This window comes from Nocardioides taihuensis (genome assembly GCF_042657275.1).
In the GTDB taxonomy this organism is placed as follows: Bacteria; Actinomycetota; Actinomycetes; order Propionibacteriales; family Nocardioidaceae; genus Nocardioides; species Nocardioides taihuensis.
Genome location: NZ_JBHSKD010000006.1, coordinates 19,453 through 42,064 on the forward strand (window position 1 = coordinate 19,453; position 22,612 = coordinate 42,064).

Annotated in this window: 18 protein-coding genes; 4 read left to right on the plus strand and 14 right to left on the minus strand. The window is 67.3% G+C overall.

Features of this window, described 5'->3' with window-relative positions; translation table 11 throughout:
• Nucleotides 1-21 precede the first annotated feature (21 nt).
• Nucleotides 22-1,554, plus strand: coding sequence for a PucR family transcriptional regulator (locus ACFPGP_RS05870; protein ID WP_378588188.1), 1,533 nt, complete (start codon nucleotides 22-24; stop codon nucleotides 1,552-1,554).
• A 77-nt stretch (nucleotides 1,555-1,631) separates the two neighbouring features.
• On the opposite strand, the gene ACFPGP_RS05875 is transcribed toward ACFPGP_RS05870, so the two are convergent.
• The 9 genes from ACFPGP_RS05875 to ACFPGP_RS05915 are packed head-to-tail and all read right to left on the minus strand — an operon-like array spanning nucleotide 1,632 to nucleotide 10,601.
• Nucleotides 1,632-2,186 (minus strand): YybH family protein, encoded by a 555-nt coding sequence (locus ACFPGP_RS05875; protein ID WP_378588191.1) that lies wholly within the window; start codon nucleotides 2,184-2,186, stop codon nucleotides 1,632-1,634.
• 43 nt (nucleotides 2,187-2,229) lie between these two features.
• The gene (locus tag ACFPGP_RS05880; RefSeq protein WP_378588194.1) at nucleotides 2,230-3,159 is read right to left on the minus strand and encodes a DUF1028 domain-containing protein; all 930 of its coding nucleotides are present in this window, start codon (nucleotides 3,157-3,159) and stop codon (nucleotides 2,230-2,232) included.
• Nucleotides 3,156-3,986 (minus strand): alpha/beta fold hydrolase, encoded by an 831-nt coding sequence (locus ACFPGP_RS05885; protein ID WP_378588196.1) that lies wholly within the window; start codon nucleotides 3,984-3,986, stop codon nucleotides 3,156-3,158. The genes ACFPGP_RS05880 and ACFPGP_RS05885 overlap by 4 nt, the downstream gene beginning before the upstream one ends.
• Before the next feature lie 11 nt (nucleotides 3,987-3,997).
• Nucleotides 3,998-5,026 (minus strand): glucose-6-phosphate dehydrogenase (coenzyme-F420), encoded by a 1,029-nt coding sequence (gene fgd / locus ACFPGP_RS05890; protein ID WP_378588198.1) that lies wholly within the window; start codon nucleotides 5,024-5,026, stop codon nucleotides 3,998-4,000.
• Between the two features lie 30 nt (nucleotides 5,027-5,056).
• The gene (locus ACFPGP_RS05895; RefSeq protein WP_378588201.1) at nucleotides 5,057-5,647 is read right to left on the minus strand and encodes an SRPBCC family protein; all 591 of its coding nucleotides are present in this window, start codon (nucleotides 5,645-5,647) and stop codon (nucleotides 5,057-5,059) included.
• Complete coding sequence (locus ACFPGP_RS05900; RefSeq protein ID WP_378588203.1) at nucleotides 5,644-6,141, minus strand: (2Fe-2S)-binding protein; 498 nt, start codon at nucleotides 6,139-6,141, stop codon at nucleotides 5,644-5,646. The genes ACFPGP_RS05895 and ACFPGP_RS05900 overlap by 4 nt, the downstream gene beginning before the upstream one ends.
• Nucleotides 6,138-7,016, minus strand: a complete 879-nt coding sequence (locus tag ACFPGP_RS05905) for an FAD binding domain-containing protein (RefSeq protein ID WP_378588205.1) — start codon at nucleotides 7,014-7,016, stop codon at nucleotides 6,138-6,140. The genes ACFPGP_RS05900 and ACFPGP_RS05905 overlap by 4 nt, the downstream gene beginning before the upstream one ends.
• The gene (locus ACFPGP_RS05910; protein ID WP_378588206.1) at nucleotides 7,013-9,562 is read right to left on the minus strand and encodes a xanthine dehydrogenase family protein molybdopterin-binding subunit; all 2,550 of its coding nucleotides are present in this window, start codon (nucleotides 9,560-9,562) and stop codon (nucleotides 7,013-7,015) included. Before ACFPGP_RS05910 ends, ACFPGP_RS05905 begins: the two co-directional genes overlap by 4 nt.
• Before the next feature lie 31 nt (nucleotides 9,563-9,593).
• Entirely contained in the window at nucleotides 9,594-10,601 is a 1,008-nt protein-coding gene (locus tag ACFPGP_RS05915; RefSeq protein ID WP_378588208.1) for an LLM class flavin-dependent oxidoreductase, read from the minus strand.
• Between the two features lie 431 nt (nucleotides 10,602-11,032).
• On the opposite strand from ACFPGP_RS05915, the gene ACFPGP_RS05920 reads away from it, so the two are divergent.
• Nucleotides 11,033-11,329 carry a MoaD/ThiS family protein gene (locus ACFPGP_RS05920; protein ID WP_378588210.1) on the plus strand — a complete coding sequence of 99 codons (297 nt, stop codon included), beginning with the start codon at nucleotides 11,033-11,035 and terminating at the stop codon, nucleotides 11,327-11,329.
• Nucleotides 11,330-12,155: 826 nt separating this feature from the next.
• On the opposite strand, the gene ppdK is transcribed toward ACFPGP_RS05920, so the two are convergent.
• Both ppdK and ACFPGP_RS05930 read right to left on the minus strand, forming a co-directional pair.
• Nucleotides 12,156-14,870: a pyruvate, phosphate dikinase gene (gene ppdK / locus ACFPGP_RS05925; protein ID WP_378588213.1), complete on the minus strand. Its 2,715-nt coding sequence runs from the start codon at nucleotides 14,868-14,870 to the stop codon at nucleotides 12,156-12,158.
• A 158-nt stretch (nucleotides 14,871-15,028) separates the two neighbouring features.
• Entirely contained in the window at nucleotides 15,029-16,279 is a 1,251-nt protein-coding gene (locus ACFPGP_RS05930) for an NAD(P)/FAD-dependent oxidoreductase (protein ID WP_378588215.1), read from the minus strand.
• Nucleotides 16,280-16,361: 82 nt separating this feature from the next.
• Between ACFPGP_RS05930 and ACFPGP_RS05935 the strand changes: the two genes are divergently transcribed.
• Nucleotides 16,362-17,903 carry a helix-turn-helix domain-containing protein gene (locus ACFPGP_RS05935; protein ID WP_378588217.1) on the plus strand — a complete coding sequence of 514 codons (1,542 nt, stop codon included), beginning with the start codon at nucleotides 16,362-16,364 and terminating at the stop codon, nucleotides 17,901-17,903.
• A 148-nt stretch (nucleotides 17,904-18,051) separates the two neighbouring features.
• Here the strand turns inward: ACFPGP_RS05935 and ACFPGP_RS05940 are convergent, their stop codons facing one another.
• From ACFPGP_RS05940 to ACFPGP_RS05950, 3 genes are all read right to left on the minus strand, one after another.
• The gene (locus tag ACFPGP_RS05940) at nucleotides 18,052-19,101 is read right to left on the minus strand and encodes an IS630 family transposase (protein ID WP_378588219.1); all 1,050 of its coding nucleotides are present in this window, start codon (nucleotides 19,099-19,101) and stop codon (nucleotides 18,052-18,054) included.
• A 43-nt stretch (nucleotides 19,102-19,144) separates the two neighbouring features.
• Nucleotides 19,145-20,128, minus strand: coding sequence for a phosphogluconate dehydrogenase (NAD(+)-dependent, decarboxylating) (gene gnd / locus ACFPGP_RS05945; protein ID WP_378588220.1), 984 nt, complete (start codon nucleotides 20,126-20,128; stop codon nucleotides 19,145-19,147).
• 226 nt (nucleotides 20,129-20,354) lie between these two features.
• The gene (locus ACFPGP_RS05950) at nucleotides 20,355-21,158 is read right to left on the minus strand and encodes a DeoR/GlpR family DNA-binding transcription regulator (protein WP_378588222.1); all 804 of its coding nucleotides are present in this window, start codon (nucleotides 21,156-21,158) and stop codon (nucleotides 20,355-20,357) included.
• A 165-nt stretch (nucleotides 21,159-21,323) separates the two neighbouring features.
• On the opposite strand from ACFPGP_RS05950, the gene glpX reads away from it, so the two are divergent.
• Nucleotides 21,324-22,382, plus strand: a complete 1,059-nt coding sequence (gene glpX / locus ACFPGP_RS05955; protein ID WP_465263250.1) for a class II fructose-bisphosphatase — start codon at nucleotides 21,324-21,326, stop codon at nucleotides 22,380-22,382.
• Nucleotides 22,383-22,612 lie beyond the last annotated feature (230 nt).

Below are 22,612 nucleotides of genomic sequence, written 5' to 3' on the forward strand. Positions count from 1 at the left end.
CTGCTACCGGAGGAGGCCATGGTGGAGCCACGGGCCGCGCACGTCCCATCGACGAACCTCGGTTCGATCGTCAGCCTGCTCGGGGAAGATGTTCACGGCTCGATCGACCTGCTCGAGGGACGCCCCGACGCCACAGTCGAGGAAGTGCGTCTCGTCGACAAGCTCGAGGAGATCGAGGAGATCGGTCCCCAGACCCTGGTGGTGCTCGACCCCACTCTGTCCGCGAACATGGGGGCCTACATGCTGGACGTGGCTGTCCGCCGGGCACTGAGCCGCGGGGCATCAGCCATTGCTGTCATCGCCGACTCCGATCGCCACGTCTCGACGACGGCACGGGCCCTGTGCCGCAAATCGGGCCTCGGCCTCCTGCGTCTCCACCGCGAACGAGACGTGAACAAGATTCTCCACGTACTGGCGCTCCAGCTCGTCGATGAGCTCCATCTGACGATCGGACGGGTCCAACGAGCGTGCGGGGCGATCGGCCTGGCCGAGACCAACGATCCAGAGAGCCTCGCGAGGACCGTGAGCGGATTGCTCGGCTGGCAGATTGACGTGGGGCCGGCGCCCCAGCAGAAGGATGAGAGCCTCCTGGGCATACCTGTCGTCTACAGCGAACCCTCCGGCCCACACTTCCTGTCCGCGAGCCCGGACGGTCCCGACGCCCACACCTTGCTCGAACTCGTGCTCTCGCGCATGTCGCTACAGTTGACCGGTGGCGCGGTGATCGAACGCAACCGACTGTTGTCGGCAAGCGAGGTGCTTCGCCAGCTCATCAGCGGGGACAGCGGGACACGTGAGGAGCTCGCCCCGGTGGCTCAACGGCTCGGCATCCCCATCGACCAGTGGCACGCGGTGATCCGCTTCGAGTTCGTGACCGGGCGAGGAGACGAGAATCAGCCCCCCTTCGAACGCCGAGAACGTCTTGCACGTGTCGCGCTGGCGGCTGCCCGTGCGCTCGGCGGCACGTGGCACGTCGGCCAGGACCCCAAGGCGCTACTCCTGGTCTTCTCGACGCCGAGCGCCGCACCGGAAACGGTCGGCCCCCGCCTGCAGCGCGGCGCCACCGCGATCATCGAGGCCCTTCGTCGGCCCGTCCCGGACTTCCGCGCCCACGTGGGCATCGGCAGTGTGCGCCAAGGAATGACGGGAATGGCGGGCAGTGCCACCGAGGCCCACCTCGCCGCGGCGCACGCTCGCTCGACGCGGCGCGTCGACACACCGATCAGCTTCGATGCGGTGGGCATCCGGACCACGGTCGTCGAGTGGTATGGCTCCCCCACCGTGCAGAAGTCGATCGACGCCTTGTTCGCGCCTCTCGACAGCCTGCCTCGAAGCAGGCGCTCCGGGACGGTGGAGATTCTGGGCGCGTACCTCGACTGCGGCGGCTCCATCTCGCGCACCGCCGAGGTGATGCATCTACACCGCAATGCAGTGCGCGCGCGTCTGAAGCGTGCCGTCGACCTGCTCGATGTCGACCTCGAAGACCCGGACCAGCGACTGTTCGTGCACCTCGCCTGCCGGTCCAGGTCGATCATGCTCAGCCCGCAGCGGTAGCCGCGACGCCCCTTGGCGCCGCGGCTACCCTGCTGCGCGGAGGCGGCTCCAGCGCGGGCAGAGCGACCGAGCCACGTTCAGTCGCGGGAACCGGTCCTGGTGACTCGCACGGGGGTGATTCCCGGCCCGCCACCGATGCCCCGCTCCTTCTGGGACCCGCCCAGACCCGGCCGCGGCTCGTCGCTGGGCGGCATGGGTGAGCAGTGGAAATGCCACATTTTCCACTTGGGGTTGCCGTCTCCGTCGTTGCGTTGGTAGATCTCGGTGGCCCGGAGGTGCATCCGATCGATGCCGTCGCCGACCTTGACACTCTCGCTGCCGAGGCCATCCGCGCCGGTGGCCCGCACCGGAAAAATGCCCTCGCAGGCGAGCCACGCCATGTCGCCCGAGACCGTCAGCCGCATGACCTGGAGTTCGGGGTACTCGACTATGTCGAGTTGGCCCTGGTAGTGCTCCCAGAGCTTCGTCTTCTCCTCCAGTCCGAAGTAGGGATGCCCGTTCAGGTTGAACATGAGGTAGGCATCACCTGAAGGGAAGACGGACTGCATCTCGGGGATGACCAGCCTGTGGTTGGCCTCCCACCACGTGCGGTGCAGTTCGAGGATCGCCTCCCGATCCTGTTGCTCAGACATGTCGTCTCCATTCCGTGTGTCGTCAACGATGCGAATCTGTGTCTCAGGTGATCGGCCCCAGAAGGGCCGCCAATGCGTTCGGGTCGTCGGGCCACATCCCGGCTGCGCCCAGTCGCCGGACGAATTCGGGAGTCCGCGGCTCGACCGAGCCGGCCGCCGCGAACGCCTCGCGGGCCTGCTCGTCATCACCAGCTCGGGCATGCAGGAGGCCCCGCCACACCGTGGGCTCGACGTTCTCGCGGCCCAGGGCGCGTTCCGCCCGCGTCAGCGCGGACACGGCCGCCTCCACGACCTCGGGTGCGGCGGTGAACGGTCCAGCGAAGAGGCCTTCGGTCTCGAGGAGGGCAAGAAAGCCACCGAACGCCTCGTGGTGCACCAACAGGCGTTCGAGCTCGGCAAGAGGGTCCGGGGCGTCGTCCACCCGGAGGTCGACGATCATGTCATCGGTCATCCGTCCGCTCGCAGTGCCCCGTACGACCAGGAGGGCAGCGGACTGCCGACCGCGGATGTCGCCGCCGGCCGCCTCCGCTGCGCGGAGCGCGAGGAGTAGTCGGCGAGCCAGGCTGCCCGGTTGCCGTGCCGCCTCCGACATGGCGAGCCACACCTGTTCTGACTCCACGAGGTTGGCCTGCACGCTCACTCCCTGCTCGGCCACGTGCCCGGCACAGGGGATGCACTTCGCTCCGGTGAACGCAGCCACCTGGCCAGTGGCGTCCATGATCGCCACCTGCCTGGTCTCGTGACCCGGGTCACGATCACGGAGCGCGGCCAGGGCCTCCCCGGGAGAGACACCATCGTCGAGAAGCTGGAGACCGTCCCGGCCGTATGCCGGCTCGACAACCGATTGGGTGACGGCAACCCCGATTCCTGCGGCGGCCCAGGGAACGAACCGACCAACGGCGAAGAAGTGCGACTGCACGGCGACGCCGAGGTCACCGGTCTCCGCGTCCCGCAGGAGAATCGAGTAGGTCATGCCGTGACCCTGGCGGGCCTGTCGTGACGTTCAAGATGGGCGCCGACGAGCGCGGCGACACGGGGCGGGCACTCGAGCATCGGAAGATGGCCGATACCGGGCAGGACGACGTGCTCCGTACCCAGTGCCCGCGCCATCTCGAGCCCCAAGGGGACAGGACAGGTGGCGTCCAGCTCCCCGGTGATGACAAGACTCGGACAGTGCACCTGTGGGGCAAGGTCCACTGCGCTGCTCGTGATCGTGGCGTACCAGATGCGTTTGACGGTCTCCACGTTGTTGTGATTGGCGAGCTCGAGACCGCGGTCGATGATCTCGGTCGAGCATCCCGGCGCAAACGTCAGAGTCGGGAAGACCTCCTCGAAGGTCCCCGGAATCCCCAACCGGTCGAAGGTCGCCAGGACCTCCTCGACTTCGATGCTGTCGAAATAGAGAGAGGATCCCACCGCCGTCAGGGACAGCACGCGCCCGGGGTACGCCGCCGCGATGCAGACTGCGAGCGTCCCACCGAGAGAGCCGCCCACCACGTGGAACGGATCGTCGCCGACCACCTCGTCTATGACGACGCGCAGGTCATCAGTCCACTCCTGCAGCCCGAAGCCACCGTCGGCGTCCGAGCCTCCGTGACCGTGAAGGTCTGGCATGACGTAGCGCCGTCCCGGTCCGAGAAGGGCAACGACTCGATCCCAGATCTCGCCCTGGGTGTTGATGGGGTGAACGAGAAGGACCGGAGATCCTCCCTCGTCCACCCCGGACGACCACACGCGCAAGCGGCCATGGGGGCCGGTGAGGCTTCGCTCCTGCCAGCCGGCGGGGTTCACTGGTGGCATGCCAGCACCCTTCATTCGTTCCGGGTGGTGTTCGGGACGAGCTGACGCAGGTCCGGCACGACGTCCTCGGCGAAGCTGGTCAGGAATCGTTCCTGGTCATGGCCGGGTCCGTGGACCACCAGATGGTTGAACCCAAGATCGGTGTATTCCTTGACCCGGGCGACCACCTCGGCTGGATCGGAGGTGACGATCCAGCGCTTCGTCACGGTCTCCAACGGCAAGCGGTCCGCAGCCGCCTCCATCTCGTGTGGGCTGGTGATCGAGTGCTTCTCCTCTGCGCTGAGCGAGAGAGGCGCCCAAAATCGACAGTTCTCCGCGGCCCGCACGGGATCGCGGTCATAGGAGATCTTCATCTCGATCATGCGGTCGATCGGCTCATCGGGTCGGCCCGCCTTCTCCCGCCCCTCCGCTACCGCGGGCAGAAGTTGCTCTGAATAGAGGGAAGCTCCCTTGCCCGAGGTGCAGATGAAGCCGTCACCCACACGGCCGGCATATCGCGCCACCATGGGTCCCCCAGCAGCGATGTAAACCGCAGGAGCCTGCTTCGGCCGGTCGTACACCCGCGCCCCGACGGTCCGGAAGTAGTCGCCGTCGAAGGTGACCTCATCCTCACTCCAGAGGGCCCGGATCAGGTGAACCGCCTCCCGCAACCTGCCGAATCGCTCCTTGAAGTCCGGCCAGGCACCATCTGCTACCGACCCAACCGCGATCTCGTTGAGCGCCTCCCCCGAACCGACACCGAGCATGACCCTGCCTGGGGCCAGGCAACCCATCGTCGCGAACGTCTGCGCGATGACGCACGGGTTGTAGCGAAAGGTCGGGGTGAGGACCGAGGTGCCGACGAGTACTCGCTCCGTACGAGCGAGCACCCATGGCATCCACGCGAGCGCGCTGGGCGCGTGCCCGCCCGTGAGGCGCCACGGCTGGAAGTGGTCGGAGATCATGACGGAGTCCAGGCCAACCTGTTCGGCGAGCACCGCGTAGTCAGCGAGTTCCTGGGGGCCGAACTGCTCGGCCGAGGCCTTGTAGCCGATCTGCATTCTTGTTTCCTCTCGGTCCAGCGATGCCGGTCAGGCCGCCGACTGCGACTCTTGGCGACGGTTCCCCTGTGCACGGCGTGCGAACTTCTTCCGGACCCACGCGACGAGCGAGGCCATGAGCAGCCTCATGCTGTTCGGGGGGGCGGCCGTGATTGCGGCCGCCTGCTCGGCGGTCCCAGCCGCCATCTTGGACTCCAGGCAGGAGGCGAACTCCTGCAGCATGCGGCCGGCCACCTCCTCGATCAGTCCCGTGCGCCCGAACTGTGCAGCCTTGCCGGACAAGGTCAGGTCTGAGTCGAGCGTCACCCGCGTGGAGTCCCCCTGCGGATGTAGCCGGGCGACCACCGTCACCTTTGCTCGGCTCCCGCCTCGCTTGTCGACGCCGGAGCCGTCGATGGTCACCGTCGAGGCGGACTCATCGTAGGTGAGGGTCGCCTTCCCGGCGAAGGTCAAGGACAGCGGTCCCAGCTTGGACTTCATGAGTCCGTGCACGGTGCCATCGGGATCCTGCCCGGTGACTTCGGCACCCGGTAGACAAGGGACGACCGCGTGGACGTCCTGGAAGAGCTCCCAGACCCGCTCCCGCCCGGCCGCCACGACGATCTCGTTGGTGAACTTCATGACACCTTCTCTTCGTCCGGATTCGCGGTCGCTTCGGCCGCCGACAGCACTGACTTCACGATGGAGTCATAACCGGTGCATCGGCACAGGTTCCCCGAGATGCCTCTGCGCACCTCTTCGGCAGTTGGGTTGGGGTTCTCGGCGAGGAGCTCTGTGGCACACATCAGCATTCCGGGTGTGCAGAACCCGCACTGCAGACCGTGGTTGGCCCGGAATGCCTTCTGGAGTGGGCTGAGCTCGCCTGCTGGCGCCAGACCCTCCACTGTCTTGATCTCAGCGCCGTCGACCTGGACCGCGAGCGTCAGACAGGAGCGGGCGGTGACGCCGTCGATGAGAATGGTGCAGGCGCCACAGACACCGTGCTCGCAACCCAGGTGCGTCCCCGTGAGACCACAGTTCTGGCGGAGGAAGTCCGCGAGGGTGATCCTCGATTCACACTGTCGCTGGTAGGTCTGGCCGTTCACCGTAACCGTGACCGTCTGCTGCTCACTCATTGCGATACCTCCCTGGCATTGGCGATGGCCTTCTTCACAGCGCGCGCGACGACGACACCGGCGACCTGTCGCCGGTAGGTCGCTGATGCGTGCACGTCGTCACTCGGCTTGATTGCGTCGGCTGTCTGGGACGCCGCTGTAGCGACGACCTCGTCGGATGCCTCCTGCCCCACGAGCAACGCCTCGACGTTGCGGAGCCGTCGGGGAACCTGGTCCAGTCCCCCCACGCCGACGTGGGCAAGGTCGATCCGTCCGGCGGTGTCGATGTGGATCGCCGCCACGGCAAGGGCGATCGCGAAGTCGCCGTGGCGGCGGGCCAGCTCCTCGACGCCAACGCCGGTCCCGGCAGGCACGACGGGGAAGCGCACCTGGGTGAGCACCTCGTCCTCGGCGAGTGCAGTTGTCAGGGGTCCGATGAAGAACTCCTCGGCGAGCAGCTCGCGGCGACCCCCTGGACCCTGCGCGACCACACTGCCACCCAGGGCGGTCAGCACGGTGGGCAGTTCGGCCGCCGGGTCGGCGTGGGCGATGCTGCCGCCCGCAGTGCCGCGGTTGCGGATCACCGCGTGTCCGACATGTGCCAGCGCAGGCGGGATGAGGGGAACCGCTGCCCTGATCTCATCGTGGCGCTCGACGGCGCGCATCCGGGTCGCCGCACCGACGACGACATGACCGTTCTCGCGACTCACGCTGCTGAGGCCCGACACCTGGGTCACGTCGACGAGGACGGACGGGTTGGCCAGCCGGAAGCTCATGAGGGGGATGAGGCTCTGGCCGCCGGCGAGGACCTTCGCTTCGTCGCCGTGCTCCCGTAGCGCGCCGATGGCCTCGTCGAGGGTCTGGGGGCGTAGGTACTTGAGCGGGGGAATCTTCATCGTGCGTTGGCTCCTTCGCTAGCATCGGTTCCGGGCGTCGCCGAGGCTTCCTGAATGAGCTCGAGGAGCCGGGGTGGCGACATCGGAAACTCCTGAACCGCGACGCCGAGGTCGCTCAACGCATCGTCGATGGCACTTGCGACGACCGACACTCCAGCGATGGTTCCGCCCTCCCCGAGGCCCTTCATGCCGCCCGGGATGTGCGGGGCAGGAGTCTCCTGGTGCAGAAAGGTGAACGGAGGGATCTCTGAAGCCGTGGGCAGGAGGAAGTCCATGAAGCTCGCGGTGCGAAGCTGGGCCTCCTCGTCGTAGACGAACTCCTCGTAGAGGCCGCCACCGAACGCCTGTGCGAGCCCACCAGCTATCTGCCCGTCGGCCAGCATGGGGTTGACGATCACCCCTGCGTCGTGGGCCTGAATGCAATCGAGCAGCTGGACCTGGCCGGTCTCGCGGTCCACCTCGACGAGAAGTGCGGTGCACCCGTTGGACGTGGTCATGTTGGTGGGGTCGAAGACATCGACCTCCTCCAGAGTCGGAGTCTCACCCTCGGGGAGCACCCCGTGGAGGTTGCGATAGGCGGCGCGGCCGATTTCGGCAGTCGTGACACCCTTGGCCGACGTTCCTTTGACGGTGAACCGACCCTCTTCGACCTCGATGTCGTCCGGGTTGGCCTCGAGCATGCTCGCCGCGATCCGGGTGAGCTTGTCCTTCAGGCGACCGGTCGCGTTGATGATCGCCGCTCCGCCCAGGGTGAGGCCGCGGCTGGCTCCTGTGCCGTAGCCCGTGTAGGGACAGGAATCGGTGTCCCCCGTGACGATGGTGACGTCCTCGATCGGGATGCCGAGACCATCGGCGGTCATCTGGGCGTAGACGGTGTGGGTGCCCTGCCCCATGGGAATCTGGCCCGAGAACACCGTGACCTTCCCGGCGGAGTCCATCCGGACGGTGACCTCATCGAAGCCGGAGTGATCCAGACCGACCATGTTGAGGATCCGGCTGGGCCCGTACGCACCCACCTCCACATGGAAGCCGTAGCCGATGCCGAGCGAGCGGCCCTCCGCCTTGGCCTGTGCCTTGCGCTCTTCCCACCCGGCATCCTTGACTGCCTGCATGCAGAGATCCATGCAGTCGCTGTACCTACCACTGTCGTAGGTGAACGCCGATCCGGTGAAGAAGGGGAACTCCTCCGGAGTCGGGAAGTTCTTGCGCCGGATCTCCATCCGGTCCATGTTGAGCGCCCGGGCAGCGAACTCGATGAGCCGTTCGTGGACGATGTTGCCCTTCGGCACTCCCCAGCCACGGTAGGACCCGTAGGGGGAGCGGTTCGTGACGACCGACTTGATGGTCAGGTCGAGGTTGGGAATCTTGTACGGCCCCGAGGTGTTGAGCACCGAGGCCCACTGGGGGCCGGAGCCCACCGTTCCGAAGGCACCACCCAGGAGCCCGTAAGCCGTGCCGCGCAGGCCGAGAATCGTCCCGTCCGAGCGCAGCGCCATCTCGAAGTCGTGGCGCATGTCGCGCGACCGGGACGAGGCGAAGAAGCTCTCACGGCGATCCTCGATGAGCTTGACCGGGCGGCCGGTCCGCTTGGAGAGGACCGAAGCCACGATCTCATCCGGGTAGAAGTCGAACTTCAGGCCGAACCCGCCGCCCAGCTCTGGAGCACGCACACGAACCTTGCTGACGTCGATCCCCAGTACTTCGGCGAACATCTCTCGCGCCAGGTTCGGCGCCTGGGTGTTGAGCCACAGGCTGAGCTTGCCGGAGTAGGCATCGAAGTCGGCGATGCAGCCGCGGGTCTCGATCGGACACGCGTAGGAGGGGTGGTGTCGGAAGCTGCCGGAGACGACGACATCCGCCTCCTCGAACGCGGCAGCGGCATTCCCGTTCGTCAGGGTCAGGGAACCGGAGATGTTGTCGGCCCAGTCCTCGAAGATCCGGGGGGCGCCTTCTGCGAGGGCGTCGTCCAGGTCGGGGATCGCGGGAAGCGGCTCGTAGTCGACATCGATCAGTTCCAGCGCGTCCTCGGCGATGTAGCGGTTCTCGGCGACGACGGCGGCCACGCCCTGGCCCACCCAACGGACGGTGTCCTGAGCGAGGGCCGGCGCGGGGGCGATGCGCTGATCCGGGATCGGACGCCAGATGACGGGCATGGGCCCCGCGACTCCTGCGAGGTCAGCCCCGGTGATGACGTCGTAGACGCCAGGCAACGCCTTGGCCTCCGAGACGTCGATGCTCACGATTCGCGCATGGGCGAGGGGGCTGCGAAGAATTGCCCCCTCCGCCATGCGCTGGACCGCGATGTCATCGATGAACTGGGCATGCCCACTGAGCAGTCGGGCGTCCTCCGTGCGCAAGTGGGACGTGCCCGTGTACTTGCCTTTTGGGGGTACGGCTGTGCTTGTCGGTTCGGCTGTGGTTGTCAAGACGACCTCCCTGGAACGGGATAGGGATGGAGGGGGTGACTTCGTCACTTGATGGACTGACGCATGGCCAGTCGTGTTCAGGTGCTGGGGTGAACCGCTTGCCGATCGTTCCGTGTTCACATGCGCGGGGTGCAGTTCTTGACGTGCCGGCTCATCCCTTCTCCCGAGCCGCGGGAAGAACCTCAGCGGCGGTCAGCTCGACCATCCGCGACACATCGTCAGGCGGGTACGGCGAGAGAATGACACTCGTGGCACCAGCCTCGTGCAGGTCGGCGATCCTCGCCACGCACTCCTCGGGGGTGCCGGCGACCGTGAACCAGTCGAGCCATTCCTCGGGGATCTTCTCGGCGATCTTGGCGAGGTCACCAAGGGCCAGCAGAGCCTGAAGCTCGTCGTTGATGCCGTACACCCCCGTCATCGGAGTAGGGCCAACTGCCTGCAGGTAGAAGGCGAGGGCCTCGCGAGCAGTTGCGCGCGCCTTGGCGCCGTCAGTGTCGACGTGGTAAATGGCAAAGACCGGAACCTCGTGCGCTTCCGCCTCACGCCCAGACTGGGCGGCGCCCGTGGCGATGTGGCCGCGCGCGTACTCCAGGTAACGGGCACCGGCGATAACGCTCATGACCGTCCCATCCGCGATCTCACCGGACAGCTCGAGCGACTTCGGCCCGATGACCCCGGTCATGAGCTTCACGGGTTCGGTGGCGGGGTGGACGAGCTTGACACCGTCGAAGGCGAACGGCCCGTGCTCCCCCGACACTGCGTTGCCGCTGAGCAGTTCATCGATCGTCTGCACGGCCGCCCGCAGCGCGCCGAGGGGCGACTTCGGCGTGAGCCCCATCTGGGCGACCCAGACGGGAACGCCATGACCGATTCCCAGGGTGATCCGTCCCGGATACGCCCGAGCGAGCGTGGCGACCTCCATCGCGGTGACCGCTGGATGACGCACCACGGACGAGAGGACCCCGATGCCGACCGGAATCTTCTCGGTCGCTCCGAGAGCGATCGCAGCGCTCGTCGGCCCTCCGATGAAGAAGTAGTCCTCGGGGATCCACACCTCATCGAATCCGGCCTGTTCGACACTGCGCGCCACACTGGCGAGCTCCTCGGGAGGGGTCGAGCTGAATATCAGCAAGCCCACCTTGCCACTACGCGAACCCATCCGGATGCCTCCTTGCGCGATCGAATCTTGCTCGACAAATTGCCCGGGACTGATTAGCCCCAGGGGCCCGACCTAGCCAGACCCGTCGGTACTCGGTCGGGCGGCGTTGGTCGTGCGTCGAGCGTAGTGAGGGCGATCGACTCTGGGAAGGTGCATCCGGTGGTGCGCCTGCGGAAATCAGTGCAATGTGCACTAACGGCGGCGGCGGCCTCTGTCGACCATTGTCGAGCTCAGTCCCCTGGTTGCCCTTTTTCGAAACCGCTTGCGACTCCTGCCCCATGCCAGGCTGGCAGAAGGTCCGCTGTGACCTGCGACCAAGCGCGGGAGTTGGCCGCGGACCGCTGGCCGAGTACGGCGTGGAGTGGACCACTCCGACTGCAGCCTCTGCCTACCCCCCGCCGCGGGTCGAGGCGATGAGGCAGAATGCCGCCATGGTTACTGGAGGAGTCGGGAACGACGCAGTCGAAAACGGGGTCCTCGTCCGGTACTGGGCGGGGGCTCGGGCCGCCGCCGGCGTTGACAAGGAGATTGTGCCCGGCCCCCTGACGCTCTCCGAGCTGCTGGGGGAGGTGGTCGCCCGCCACGCCGACCGGCCGCGGCTCAAGGACGTCGTGTCCGTGTGCTCGGTGCTCGTGGGTGATCGTCCGACGGGTAGGTCCGACCCGGCGACCGTCGTACTCCGTCCCGGCGACACGGTGGAGCTGCTGCCGCCGTTCGCGGGTGGCTGACCTCTCCTGGAGATCGAAGTAAAAGCTGTTCGCGTTCTCGTGACAGGAGCGTGGGACTCGTTCGCACAGATGGGTAGGTCAGCGAGCAAAGTTCGCCGCTGCATCAGACCAGATGCCTCCAACAGGGCTTAGAGGGCATGATTCTGGAGCAGAAGGCGGACCTGGCCGAGGACTCCCCCGGCCCTAACCTGCTTACCCACCGACTTCGCGGGCACGTCCTGCCGTCTCCGTGCGCTTTGAGCCTCACGTAGGCCGATGGACCCGTGACCGGCTAGTCGGCATGGCTCGTCGACGCCAGTGGTGCACGGTGAAAACGGACATGGTTCCGTACTCGCCGGTCGGCCGCTCGCCTGCCGCGCAACTTCGAGTGCGCCGCAGGACCACTGGCCGCAGCACTGCCGGCGTGCCCGTCGGAACTTCACCAGTTCGGGATGCGCACGCCGGTAACGGACCGCCTCCGGGCAACACGGTGGGTCGGCCGATGAGCCCGCCACCCAGGGCCATGTCCGCCCCGATAGTGGTCCGCCATCGTCGTCACTTCTCGGCGCAGCAGCTCCCGGGCCAACCCGCGTCGCACCGGGCCGACACGGTCGCCGAGCGACGGTGACTCGTCAGTCTTGCCATGCTCCACCGATGTGACCCAGAACGGTCGCAGGCGACGCACTTGAGGCCGTCGACAATGCACGCCTCGACGGTGGTGCCCCACCCAGCGACGGCTCGTAGCGCCTACATGCGCCGACGATGGTCGTCGAGGGGAAGGTGAGTCCCGAACCCGAACTCAACGCCATGACGGTCTGAGTAGAGGAGCTTGATCACGGTTCGTGAGTCAAGGGCATTGTGGTTCCGAGGCACCCACGGACGGCATCGGACCTCCCCGCGCTATCGCCGCCCGGCCTGCCTCCAACCGGGCCACCGGAACCCGGAAGGGCGAGCAAGATACGTAGTCAAGCCCCAACTCGTCGAAGAAGTGGATCGAGCTCGGGTCGCCGCCGTGCTCACCGCAAACCCCTATGTGCAGGTCCGCCCGGGTGGCTCTGCCCTTCTCCGTTCCGAGGCGCACGAGTGAGCCGACGCCAAGGGTGTCGAGCGACTCGAAGGGGGACACGTCGAAGATGCCGTTGTCCAGGTAGGTCGAGAAGAACGAGGACTCTACGTCGTCACGGGAGAAGCCCCAGGTCATCTGGGTCAGGTCGTTGGTGCCGAAGGAGAAGAAGTCGGCCGACTTGGCGATCCGATCGGCGAGGAGCGCGGCCCGTGGCAGCTCGATCATGGTGCCGATCTTGTGGGGCACTTCGCCGCGCTCTTCGGCCACCTCCGCCGCGACCGCCTCGATGCGGCGGCGCACGACCTCGAGCTCGCGGACGCTCGCGACGAGCGGGATCATGATCTCCGGGCGCGGGTCTCCGCCGGCGTCCTTGCGGTCCGCCGCTGCCTCGAGGATCGCCCGGGTCTGCATCTCGAACAGGCCGGGGATGAGGATGCCGAGCCGGACACCGCGCAGGCCGAGCATCGGGTTCACCTCGTGCAGCCGGCGAACGTGCTGGAGCAGGACCCGGTCGCGTTCATCGACCGCGCCGGCGTCCTCCTGGCGGGCGACGTGTACCGACAGCTCGGTCAGGTCGGGGAGGAACTCGTGCAGCGGCGGGTCGATGAGCCGGATGGTGACCGGAAAGCCGTCCATCGCCTCGAGGATCTCGGTGAAGTCCTGGCGCTGCAGCGGCAGCAGCGCGTCGAGCGCGGCCCGCTGGCCGGCCTCGTCGTCGGCGACGATGAGGTCCTCGACCAGCTGGCGCCGGTCGCCGAGGAACATGTGCTCGGTGCGGCACAGGCCGATGCCCTCGGCGCCGAAGCGGCGTGCCCGGGCGGCGTCCTGCGGGGTGTCGGCGTTCGCGCGAATCCGTAGGCGGCGCGCGTCGTCGGCGCATGTCATCATCTCGGCGGCCGCCCCCACGAGGTCGTCGGCGTCGTCGTCCAGCTCGCCCTCGAAGTGCCGCACGACGAGCGCATCACTGACGGGGACCTCGCCCAGGAACACCTCACCGGTCGTCCCGTCGATGGAGATGACGTCGCCCTCACAGAGCGTGCGCCCGTCTCGGACACTGAGCTTGCGCGCCCGGACGTCGACGTTGAGCGACTCTGCGCCGCAGACGCAGGTCCGTCCCATGCCCCGGGCGACGACGGCGGCGTGGCTGGTCTTGCCGCCGCGGCTGGTCAGGATGCCGCGGGCGACGACCATGCCGTGGAGGTCGTCGGGGTTGGTCTCCTTGCGCACCAGGATGACGTCCTCGCCCCGGCCGGCCCACTCGACGGCGGTCGCGGAGTCGAACACGATCTTGCCCACGGCGGCACCCGGCGACGCGCCCATGCCAGTGGCGAGCAGGTCCTTGTCGGCACACTCGTCGAAGCGCGGGAACATCAGCTGCGCGAGCTGCTGGCCGGTTACCCGCTGCAGCGCCTCCGCCGGGCTGATCAGCCCCTCGGCGACCATGTGTCGGGCGATGCGGAACGCCGCCTGCGGAGTGCGCTTGCCCACCCGCGTCTGAAGCATCCAGAGCTTGCCGCCTTCGATGGTGAACTCGATGTCACACATGTCGCGGTAGTGGTTCTCGAGTTTCTCCATGATGGCCAGCAAGCTGTCGAACGATGTCTTGTCGATCCGTTCGAGCTCTGCCAGCGAGAGGGTGTTGCGGATGCCGGCGACCACGTCCTCACCCTGGGCGTTTTCGAGGTAGTCACCGTAGGCTCCCTGCTCACCGGTCGCCGGGTTGCGGGTGAAGGCCACCCCCGTCCCCGAGCCGGGGCCGCGGTTGCCGAACACCATGGAAACCACGTTGACGGCGGTGCCGAGATCGTCGGGAATCCGCTCCTGGCGTCGGTAGAGACGTGCCCGGTCGGTGTTCCATGAATCGAAAACCGCCGCGATGGACAGGTCGAGCTGCTCGCGTGGCTCCTGCGGGAAATCGCGCCCTGTGTGCTCGCGAATGAGCCCCTTGTACGTCGCCACCAGATCGCGCAGGTCGTCGGCGGTGAGGTCGGTGTCGTCCTTGACGCCTAGCCGGTGCTTGTGGTCGTCCAACGCCTCGCCGAAGACCGACGATTCCACGCCGAGCACCGTTGCGCCGAACATCGACAGCAGGCGCCTGTAGGAGTCCCAAGCAAACCGATCGTCATCGGCACTGTCCGCCAGCCCCTGCACGGATTCGTCGTTGAGTCCGACGTTGAGAACCGTCTCCATCATCCCAGGCATCGAAAACTTCGCCCCGGACCGAACCGCGACGAGGAGGGGGTTGTCGGCCTGACCGAGCTGCTTGCCCATCGTGCGCTCCAGCCGGGTCAGGTGCTCGGTGACCTCATCGGCCAGTCCAGCAGGTTCCCTCCCGGACTCCATCCAGGCGCGGCAGGCGTCGGTGCTGATGATAAATCCGGGCGGAACCGGCAGGCCGATGTTGGTCATCTCAGCGAGGTTGGCGCCCTTGCCACCGAGCAGGTCCTTCTGGTCTTTATTACCGTCGGCGAAGTCGTATACGAAATGCGAACCCATGGTGTCACTGTGCTTTCTGGCGTCGATGCTGCGAGGTCGCAGGATGGCAGTGAAGCGATGTGCGTTGTACCCACGCTCGCGACCGAACCTGGCAGGGGCGCTGGCCACAAATGGGGGGTCAGGTGTCGGTGGCTCGGTCGCTGTCCGTGACTACAGAGTCAACGCAGGGGGTCGAACGGGGTAAGTTCCGCAGGCCGCTGACCGGTGACGATCGTCTCTGCGAGAAGCCGTCCGGTCGCAGGGCCGAGCGTGACGCCCCACATGCCGTGGCCGCCGGCCACGTAGACCCTGGACGACGTCGTGCCGCCAATGAGCGGCAGCCCATCCGGGGTGCAAGGCCGGGAGCCGACCCACTCGTCCCGGCGGTCGTCGAGGTCCGCACCTCGAAGCAACGGCCGAGCTGCATCCACGATCGCCTCGATCCGACGGCGGTCCAGTTGCGCATCAGGCGCGCGGAACTCCATCATCCCAGCGACCCGCAGGCGGTCCCCGATCGGCGTACACGCAACGCGCTGCGACGGGAAGTACACGGGCCCGTGCGGAACGTGCTCGATCGGCACGCTGAAACTGTAACCGCGACCGGCTTGAATCACGGTCCGCACCCCGAAGCGGCGAGCGAGGTCGCCCAACCACGCACCGGTCGCGAGCACCACGGCGTCGTAGTGCTCGCCGGCCACCGCGACCTGCGACCCCGTGTCGACGACGTCGCGCACGTGCACGCCGCTGAGGATCCGCCCGCCGCGGGCCAGCACGGACTCGGCGAGGGCGGCTACATAGCTCCCGGGGTCGATGAAGCGCTGGCCGTAGAGCCGGATTCCGGCGCCCACCGCCTCAGACAACGACGGCTCGATCTCACGGGCCTCGGCGCCGGTGATCACTTCGTACTCAAGGCCCTGGCCGGCGGCGTGAATGTGCTTGACCTCGCTGAGGAGGTTCTCGCGCTCGCCCTCGGTGCGGTAGGCGGCCAAGAACGACTTCGCCTCGTAGGTCGGGACGCCGACCCCGCCCTCTCTGAGAACGTCGAAGCTCTCGAGCGAGAGCCGGTTGATCGGCACCAGCGCGCCCATGGCCATCTGCCAGCGGCGCATGGTGCTGTTCCGTGCGAACCGGAAGAGGAAGGAGAGCAGGCGCGGGTTCGCGGACGGGGGCACGTAGACGGGGGAAGCCGGACTGACGACCGCCCGGACTCCGTACTTCAGCACCGCCGGTTCGGGGAGAGGAGTCGCCAAGCCGGGAGTGAGCCAGCCGGCGTTGCCCCACGAAGAGCCGGCGGCGACCCCCGTCCGGTCGAGCACGGTGACGTTCACCCCCCGCTCCTGGAGGAACCAGGCGGTGGCGAGGCCGACCATGCCGGAGCCGACGACCACGACGTGCTCAGGAGAGCGTCTCGATGTGTCCATGCTCACCATAATCCTTCGCCGAATGTCGCTCGTCATGGTGCTTCCCGGCCACCGTTAGACGTGCGGATTGTCCGCCGGGCACAATGCTGGGGTGATCTCGATCCACGACGTAGTGAGTGCGGTGGGACCGGCTGTCTTCGAACTCGTCGTTCCCGGTGAGTCCCGCCCGGTCGACGACGTGTTCCTGGCGGAGCCGGGGGCCGCCGCGCTCGGTGCGCCGGGCGACCTGGTGCTCGCCATCGGGGCCGGAGGCGACCTGGGAACCCTGGTGGACCGCTGCGCTGACGCCGGCGCCGTCGGCCTGGTGCTCCGCGAATCCGCCGCCCGTCACGAGGCGGCGTCTACGGCCGCCCAAGCTCGCGGGCTGCCGCTGGTCGCCCTCCGGGACGCCGTGGCCTGGGCACACGTCGTCTGGCTACTGCGCGCGGTCATCGACCGGGCCCTCGGGCCAGCGGCACCCACTGCGGGCGACGCCGGCGTGCACAACGACTTGTTCGGCCTCGCCGACACCGTCGCGGCGATTGCCGACGCCCCGGTCACCGTCGAGGACAACCGCTCCCGAGTGCTCGCCTACTCCTCTGGACAGGGCGCCACCGACCCCGCGCGGCTCTCCACCATCGTTGGCCGACGGGTTCCCCCCGAACTGGTCGCCCATTTCCGTGCCCTCGGCGTCTTCCGTCGACTGGCCCGGTCCAACGAGCCGTTCCTGATCCCGGCCGGTCCCGACCTCGGGCGACCGCGGCTCGTCGTTCCGGTCCGTGCGGGTGAGGAGTGGCTGGGCTCCCTCTGGCTCGTGGTCGAGGAGATACCCGCCCCAGCTGTCCTCCACGAACTGCGCAACGCCGCCTCGGTGCTCGCGCTACACCTACTCCGGCTCCGCGCTCAGGCCGAGGTGGAACGGCGCGGTACTGCAGAGGCCCTGCGAGAGGTGCTGCGCCGCCCGACAGCCGATCCGGCCCTGGCGCTCGGCGAGCCACCTTGGCGGGTTGCTCTGCTCACCGGGCAGCCGTCGGGCCGCGACGTCGAGCATGACGTGGAGCTGTGGCTGGCGACCTTCCGACGCCACGGGTGGGTCCGGCCGCATGCCGTAGACCTCGATGGTGTCGTGGTGGCGCTGGTCGCGGAGAAGGGTGTTAGGGAGAGCTGGCCGTCGTTGCGCAGAATCGTTGAGGAGACCCACCGCGACGATCCGGGTATACGTGCACTCGCCGGCCGACCGGCGAGCACAGTCGCGGCGTTGGCCTCTTCTCGCGCCGATGCGTTTGAGCTGCTGGCCGTGCAGACCCGGCTCGGTGCCGCCACCGCGTACGAGGACGCCTGGCCGGTACTCACCCTGCACCGGGCGGTGTCCGCGGTCGAGGGTGAGCTGCACGGCGGGGGGCTAGAAGGGCCGGTTGCCCTGCTCCACCAGCACGACCGAGCACACGGGACCCGCTACGTGAGCACGCTGCGCGCCTTCTTGGCTCGGCCGGGTGACCCGCGTCGGGCCGCGATGGACCTGCACGTGCATCCAAACACCTTGCGCCACCGAATGCGTCGGCTCACCGAGCTGGTGGACGTACCGCTCGATGAGCCGGGCCACCGACTTGCCCTGCAGCTGCAGCTGGAAGCAGCCCTGCGGGCGGAGTTGTGAATTGCGGCCGCGCCGCGCCCTGCGGCAGGTTCCCGCCTTGCGGTTCGAGGCCAAGGCCGTCACGCCCGCCTCGAGCGGGACGTCGGCGGCGGCGTACGAGCGGAAGTCGTGCAGGACCAGGTGCGAGACGTACAAGCGGCGGCTAGTGTCACGCGTCTGAAGTTGGTTTACGGGTGGCGTGGGGCAGGATCTCGTCGGCGGTCTTGGTCCAGATGAAGGGGTGGCAGCGTTCGTTCCAGCCGTCGATGAAGGTGCGGATCGCGCCGACGAGTTGTTTGACGCTGTCGAAGGATCCGCGCCGGATGGCTTGGCGGGTGATGATCCCGAAGAAGACCTCCACCAGGTTCAGCCAGGAGCCGCTGGTCGGGGTGAAGTGCAGCGTGATCCGCGGGTGCTTGGCGAGCCACTGGTTGATGTCGTCGTGTTTGTGGGTGTGGTAGTTGTCCAGCACCACGTGCAGTTCCCGGCGGGGGTAGGCCTTGGCGACCTTATTGAGGAAGTCGAGGAACTCGGCCTTGCCGTGCCGGTCGTAGCACTGGTCGACCACTCTGCCGGTGGCGACCTCCAGGGCCGCGAACAGCGTGGTGGTGCCGTTGCGCTTGTAGTCGTGGGTCGCCTTCTCCGGCAGTCCGGGGCGCAGCGGCAGGATCGGGGCGGTGCGATTCAAGGCTTGGATCTGGGACTTCTCATCCACGCACAGGACCACCGCCTTCTCCGGTGGATTGAGATAGAGCCCGGCGACGTCGCGGACCTTGGCCTCCAGCTCGGGGTCGGTGGAGAACTTGAACGTCTCGCGCCGCCAGGGTTTGACGCCGTACTTGCGCCAGGCCCGGGCCACGGTGGCATCGCCGATCCCCAGCTGCCTGCCCAGCAGCCGCGAGGTGACGCCGAGCTTGGCCGGCGGCGGCTCCAGTGTGGTCGCGATGATCGCGGCATCATCGACGCTCTTCGGTCGCCCCGAGCGTTCCTCGTCCTCCAGGCCGGGCAGGCCGTGGGCGGCGAACCGGTCGCGCCACTTGATCACCGTGGGACGCGAGACCCCGACCTGCCGGGCCACCGCCGTGGTGCCGGCGCCATCGGCCACGGCCAACACGATTCGGGCCCGCTCGGCACGACCGGCCGCAAGCGTGCGCGACCTGGTCCACGACGCGAGCGTCGCGCGGTCTTCCTCGCTCAGTTCCAGTGCAGGTGATGGCATACGCCATCATCCCACACTGTCAACGAACTAATGACGCACGACACTAGCCCTTCGCGGCGGCGGGGCCGTCGGCCGCGTCCGCGTCGCCGGGCGGCGGCCCGGTGCGTACGGCGTGACCGCCGAACTGGTTGCGCATGGCGGCGACCGCCTTCATCGCGGGGCTCTCGTCCTGGCGCGACAGGAAGCGCGCGAACAGCGAGGCGGTGATAGCGGGCAGCGGCACCGCGTTGTCGATCGCGGCCTCGATGGTCCAGCGCCCCTCGCCGGAGTCCTCGGCGTAGCCGGCGATCTTGTCGAGGTGGCTGTCGTCCTGGAGCGCCGCGACGAGCAGGTCGAGCAGCCAGGAGCGGATGACGGTGCCCTCGCGCCAGGAGTCGAAGATCTCGGTGACGTTCTCGACCAGGTCGACCTTCTCGAGCAGCTCGAAGCCCTCGGCGTAGGCCTGCATGATCGCGTACTCGATGCCGTTGTGGACCATCTTGGCGAAGTGGCCCGCGCCCGGAGCCCGGCCGGCGTGCACGAACCCGGAGTCGCCCTCGGGCTTGAGCGTGTCGAAGGCCGGCTGGACCTTGGCGACGTCCTCGTCGGAGCCCCCGCACATCAGCGCGTAGCCGTTCTCCAGCCCCCACACCCCACCGGAGACCCCACAGTCGACGAAGCCGACGCCCCGCTCGGCGAGCAGGTCGGCGTTGACCCGGTCGTCGGTCCACCGGGAGTTGCCGCCGTCGACGACGAGGTCACCCTCGCCGAGCAGCCCACCCAGCGCGCGGACGGTCTCGCGGGTCGGGTCGCCGTGCGGGACCATCACCCACACGACCTTGGGGGACGGCAGCTTCTCGACCAGCTCCTCGAGGCTCGCCACATCGGACACCTCCGGGTTCCGGTCGTAGCCCACCACCGTGTGGCCGCCGTTCCGCAGGCGGGTGCGCATGTTCCCGCCCATCTTCCCGAGGCCGACGAGTCCAAGATGCATCACAGAAGGTTCCTTTCCAGACAACGATCTCCGTCGATACGGAGCGAACGGCATTGCAATGAAGAGCGGACAGTTGTTCGTGAGGCGAGATCGCGACGACGCGGGCCAGCCGGGGCTGAGAGGCCTTTCCGGCCGCGGCGGGCGTCGAAGGGCTCGCGGCGATCGTGCTAACGGTGGGGCTTGAGCGGGGACGACCTGTCGGGTTTCGTCTCGACCACGTCACCCGCGGAGGGCTGAGCTTCATCTGAGCGCGTTCCCCGGCTCATGACGTGCAGAGCCGTCACGCTTCACCGACCCTTGCATACACGATCTGGCTGCCGAACGTCTCGGCTACTTCAGCATCAAGTCCCCCATCGGTGACGATTTCGTCCACCTCACCGAGGGTGGCCACCCTGGCTAAGGCGGTCAGTCCAAATTTCGTACTGTCTGTGACCACCACAGTCTTGTGCGCTGCGGCCAACATGGCGCGCTTGATGGGAACCTCGAAGGTGTTGGTGTTGGTGATCCCGGCGCGCACGTCTACCGCGTCGGCTCCCAGAAATGCCCAGTCCGCTGCGTACGACTCCAAGAAAGATGTGGTGTGGTGCCCGACCAAAGTGAACACCGAGCCCAACAGCTCGCCCCCCGTCACCAGGAGCCGGGCGGCGGGATCCGTAGAAACGAACTTGGCGATGCGCAAGTCGTTGGTGATGACGGTCAGACACTTTTGGCGCAGCGCAACCGCCACCTGGTACGTGGTCGAGCCACTGTCGAGCATGACCGTATCGCCGTCCCGGACGTCCTCAGCGGCACGGAGCCCGATCGCAGCCTTCTCAGTCGACCGTTCCCGCACCTTCTGCGCGTACGGGACATCAACTGCAAGGCCGGCGGTAGGTCTCGCTCCGCCGTGGGTCCGGCGCAACAATCCGTCGCTCGCGAGCACGTCCAGATCTCGACGCACGGTCGAGATGTTGACCCCCAGTTCGTGAGCCAAGCGATTGGCCTCTACGTATCCCTCGCGCACGGCAAGCTCGACGATGCCGCGCCGCCGTTCACTGACATCCATCTGACGACCCCCAAAATGCGGATGCGCCTTTTCGCGCATCGTTACGCATTCTCCTTGAATCATTGGGCGAACGAGCATTGACGCGACCAGACCCTAGCTGCAGACTTTCGCGCATCGCTAGTGGGACATGCGCGAAAACAGGCAAACTCCGCACCCCACTCGACCGGCCGCCGGAGCGGCCCGGAACTTCAGTAGGAGGCAGCAGTGAGCGACTCGTCCTCATCCCCCGGGTCATCCCTCGCGACCGACCACGTCCCCTTCGAGACTCATCCCCTGGCCTATCACCCCGAGGACCCATGGCTCGCCCCAGGTCTTCAGCTGGAACTGGCCCGCGTAACCCAGGCGGCCGCGATCGCGGCAAACGAGTGGGTGGGACGCGGCGACAAGAACCACGCCGACGGCGCCGCCGTGAGGGCCATGCGGCAGGCGATCCGCACTATGCCGATGTCGGGCCGCGTCGTCATCGGTGAGGGCGAGAAGGACGACGCGCCAATGTTGTTCAACGGGGAGGCGGTGGGAAACGGGGACGGGCCAGCTTGCGACATTGCCGTGGACCCCATTGACGGGACCCGCCTGACCGCGCACGGCGTGGAGAACGCCGTTTCTGTGCTCGCCGTTGCTGAGGGGGGGAGCATGTTCGACCCGTCCGCGGTGTTCTATATGGATAAGCTCGTCGTTGGAGCCGGGGCAGCAGACGTCGTCGACATCACAGCGCCGCCACGTGAGAACGTCCGCCGGGTAGCCCAAGCCCTTCACATCGCACCTGGCGACGTCACGGTGGCAATCCTGGACCGGGCCCGGCACGCCGCCCTCATCGAAGAGGTGCGCGACGCTGGCGCCCGAATCAAGCTCATCGCCGATGGCGATGTGCTGGGAGCGATTGCGGCTGCCCGCGAGGGTAGCGGCGTGGATCTGCTACTGGGCATCGGCGGAACGCCCGAGGGAGTTCTCGCGGCCTGCGCGATCAAGAGCATGGGAGGCGTCATTCAGGCGAAGTTGACTGCCCGCGACGACGATGAGCGACAGCGCGCCCTGGATGCAGGGCATGACCTGGAAGGCGTCCTGCTCACCGATGATCTGATTTCCGGGGACAACGTCCTGTTCTTGGCCACCGGAATTACGAGAGGAGACCTCCTTCGCGGCGCCTCACGACACAAGGATCAGTGGGTGACGCACTCATTGATCACCGACGCTCGAGACCGCAGCGTTCACTTCCTCGAATCATGGACCTCGTCCGTCCCCGACATCGCGCGCGGAACATGAGTCGACTGACCTCATCAGTTACACGGCATCCGACGAGGAGAAGGTGGAGCACAGTGGGCGGCGCGGAGCGGGGACAGACGCGCTGCACCTCCCGACGCTTCCTCTACGCGAGGCGATGGCCTGACGCATCTGAACTCGTGCAGCGTCGCAATCTATTTCCGTGTTGAGCGTTTCCGGAAGTTTGTCCCGCCACGCATCGGCGGCACGTTGAGTAGCTAGGCGCGGCTGAG

What these genes read in the sequence shown, in the direction of transcription:
- ACFPGP_RS05875 (WP_378588191.1), bottom strand. Translation starts at nt 2,186, where the DNA reads ATGTCTGAGCAACAGGATCGGGAGGCGATCCTCGAACTGCACCGCACG.
- ACFPGP_RS05950 (WP_378588222.1), bottom strand. Translation starts at nt 21,158, where the DNA reads ATGCGCGAAAAGGCGCATCCGCATTTTGGGGGTCGTCAGATGGATGTC.
- ACFPGP_RS05940 (WP_378588219.1), bottom strand. Translation starts at nt 19,101, where the DNA reads ATGCCATCACCTGCACTGGAACTGAGCGAGGAAGACCGCGCGACGCTC.
- ACFPGP_RS05905 (WP_378588205.1), bottom strand. Translation starts at nt 7,016, where the DNA reads ATGAAGATTCCCCCGCTCAAGTACCTACGCCCCCAGACCCTCGACGAG.
- ACFPGP_RS05880 (WP_378588194.1), bottom strand. Translation starts at nt 3,159, where the DNA reads ATGACCTACTCGATTCTCCTGCGGGACGCGGAGACCGGTGACCTCGGC.
- ACFPGP_RS05930 (WP_378588215.1), bottom strand. Translation starts at nt 16,279, where the DNA reads ATGGTGAGCATGGACACATCGAGACGCTCTCCTGAGCACGTCGTGGTC.
- ACFPGP_RS05900 (WP_378588203.1), bottom strand. Translation starts at nt 6,141, where the DNA reads ATGAGTGAGCAGCAGACGGTCACGGTTACGGTGAACGGCCAGACCTAC.
- ACFPGP_RS05915 (WP_378588208.1), bottom strand. Translation starts at nt 10,601, where the DNA reads ATGGGTTCGCGTAGTGGCAAGGTGGGCTTGCTGATATTCAGCTCGACC.
- ppdK (WP_378588213.1), bottom strand. Translation starts at nt 14,870, where the DNA reads ATGGGTTCGCATTTCGTATACGACTTCGCCGACGGTAATAAAGACCAG.
- ACFPGP_RS05895 (WP_378588201.1), bottom strand. Translation starts at nt 5,647, where the DNA reads ATGAAGTTCACCAACGAGATCGTCGTGGCGGCCGGGCGGGAGCGGGTC.
- ACFPGP_RS05920 (WP_378588210.1), top strand. Translation starts at nt 11,033, where the DNA reads ATGGTTACTGGAGGAGTCGGGAACGACGCAGTCGAAAACGGGGTCCTC.
- fgd (WP_378588198.1), bottom strand. Translation starts at nt 5,026, where the DNA reads ATGCAGATCGGCTACAAGGCCTCGGCCGAGCAGTTCGGCCCCCAGGAA.
- ACFPGP_RS05885 (WP_378588196.1), bottom strand. Translation starts at nt 3,986, where the DNA reads ATGCCACCAGTGAACCCCGCCGGCTGGCAGGAGCGAAGCCTCACCGGC.
- gnd (WP_378588220.1), bottom strand. Translation starts at nt 20,128, where the DNA reads ATGCCGTTCGCTCCGTATCGACGGAGATCGTTGTCTGGAAAGGAACCT.